This window comes from Stieleria sp., assembly GCF_041595215.1.
GTDB classification, from domain to species: domain Bacteria; phylum Planctomycetota; class Planctomycetia; order Pirellulales; family Pirellulaceae; genus Stieleria; species Stieleria magnilauensis.
Genome location: NZ_JBFHKV010001126.1, coordinates 1 through 2,680, shown reverse-complemented (window position 1 = coordinate 2,680; position 2,680 = coordinate 1). Strand labels below are relative to the sequence as shown.

The 2,680-nt window shown below is 55.5% G+C and carries 1 protein-coding gene; it reads left to right on the top strand.

Going from position 1 to position 2,680, the window contains the following annotated elements; all coding sequences use genetic code 11:
* Positions 1–2,526, top strand: a 2,526-nt coding sequence (locus ABX749_RS28790) for a thioredoxin family protein (protein WP_372899069.1), incomplete at its 5' end; no start/stop codon positions are given.
* Positions 2,527–2,680: the final 154 nt, after the last annotated feature.

Sequence of the window (2,680 nt, the reverse complement as noted above, 5' to 3'; positions counted from 1 at the left end):
CGCGTGCTCAACGGCGTGACGCTGCAAGCCGAACGTCCCAGTCGTACGGTGACGTTCACGCTGCAACACGCCGGCAAACGCGTCGCGAAAGCCAACGTGCGGGTGAGGCTCGACAGCGGAGTCGAATTGTCCGCGGTCGCCGACGACGATGGTGTTGCCGAATTCACTCTGTTGTCGCACGAAACCATTTCGGCCGTGACCGCCTGGTCGCAGAACGAAAGGATCGGCGGATACCAGTTTTCACGCAAACCGATGCGTGATCCGACGGCGGACAGTCATACGATTGAGCTGTTCCAGTGCAGACCGTGTCCGATCGTTGTCAAAGACATCGACGGGCAGCCGCTCTCGGGCGTTCAGCTCGAGCTCAACGTCGCAACCGCACCGCCGGAATACAACTTCATCGGGACTCCCGATGACGTCCACCTGGTCACCGACGATCAGGGCGTTGCCGTCTATCCGTACTTCCCGCAGATTGACGCACCCTACACCTACGTTGATCTTCACGACGAAGACTGGCGTCGCGTCGAAGGCACCTTTGAGGATGATCGATTTGTATTGACGGTGAAGAAGTCCGTCGATCGAGCAACCGTCAACGGACGTGTTTCCGGTGACGACGTATTCCCGGGTGGCTTCGACGTCCGGCTCGGCACGTTCCAAGCCGAAGAGGAGGGGCGGCTCGAATACGTTTATGCGATTACCGATCCGGATGGAAGTTTCTCCGTCGACGTGTTGCCCGACGCTACGTATTGCGTCTTCGTCAACGACGAACAATGGGTCACGCCAACGATCGATTTGATCCCCTCTCAATCGGATTCGCAAAACCAAAACGCCCTCGCGCTGAACTTGATCAAGGGAATCCCGGTGCGCGTTCGGTTAACCGCTGGACGCGATGCGACACCCATGCAAGACGTGCGAGTGCTCTTCCGGTCCCGGCATCAGTTCTCGTGGCAAGAGAACGGCGAAAAGCGTTCAGGAAGCCTTGGCCCAAACTCGGACGGCAACACCGATGACCAGGGAATGGTTCGAATGTTAGTGCCGCCGGGCGAATTGGAAGTGAACGCCATGTCAAGCGACTGGCGGGCGAACCAGGAAATCGTCGTGAAGCCCGATGCGCCGAACGAAATCCATCTTCATCGAGAACTGGACAAAGCGGTCGCGGTTCGTGGGACGATCGTCCCGTGGAGCGATGCCGTTGAGCTGAAATACGCGAGCGTTCAAATCGGAGCAATCGACGGACAATCCGGTGACGGGTTTTCCGTCAAGACCGATAGCGACGGCAGATTCGAATTCGAAACGAAGGCCACCAAACTGGCTGCCGTTGCATTTTCAGACGACAAACAGTTTGCCGGATCGGTTGTTATCAAAGATCTCGAGCAACCGGTTCAGATCCAACTCTATCCGACAAAATCGTTTCGCGGCCAGATCCTCGACGGCCAAGGTCAACCGGTTGTAAGTCACCCGGTCCGCGCTTCGATACGAGTCTCCGACGGCACCGTGTTCGGCAGCGGTTTTCCGACCACGTTTTTTCTGCCCTCGATTGAGCGTGTCACCGATCAACAGGGACGCTATCGCTTCGATGCATTGCCGTGCAAGACAGAGATTTTGGTCAGCACCGATCCGCTCGACCATGCCCCCAATCAATTTCGATCGATTGACACCATCTATCTGTTGCCTGATGACGAGCGCGAGGAGGTCGTCACACGGTTGGGTGCGACAGAATCGGCCACCGAGCAAAAGACAATGGCCGAGCGTTTTCAAATCACCCAGCGGGACTGTCGACTGGGCAACTTTCGTCAAATGGTGATTCTCGCGGACCATGACGACCCCACCGTGAAAGCGTTCATCGATGACGCTTTGTTGGACTATTCACGGCAGCAAAAGATCACCAGCTTCATGCAGCTGCATGTCACCCCGGACGACTTGGATGATCCTCGAAATCGAAAATTTGCCGAGCAAATGAAGTGGCCGTCCGTTTCCGAGGGTGCCGTTTTTGTTTGCGTCTACGATGTCAATGGAAAAGAACTCGCGCGGTCCTTGTTCGACGCCGATGATGACCAGTCCGTATCGTCCGCCGACGAAATGATCGAACAACATGCGCCGGATCAGCAAGATGCGAAATTGAAGTGGGACAAGGCATTCAAATCGGCGAGTGAAACCGACCGCCGCGTGTGGATCCGCACCGGACAGCGTTACTGTGGCCCGTGCTTCCGCCTCAGTCGCTGGATCGATGATCACCGTGAAGTGCTCGAAAAAGACTTCGTCTTGGTCAAAATCGATGACGTGCGAGACCGACACGGATCCGAAGTGGCGGCATTGTTGACGCTGGGCCGACGGGTCGGAGTCCCGTTCCACGCCATCTTTGATGCCGAGGGAGAACGGATCACCGACAGCTATGGGCCGATCGGCAACATCGGGTTCATGTCAGGCGTCGAAGGAAAACGACATTTCCGTGAGATGTTGCAGGCAGCCTGCCGCAACATCACGCCGGACGAAATCCAGACCTTGATCCAAAGTCTCGACGACTGACTTTCGCGATCCGTCTCCATCTATTGACCAACCCATCTTTTGAGCAACCCATCTATTGACCAAACCATCTATTGACCAATCCATTTTTTGACCATTCCATTTTTTGATCATTCCATTTTTTGATCATTCCATTTTTTGATCATTCCATTTTTTG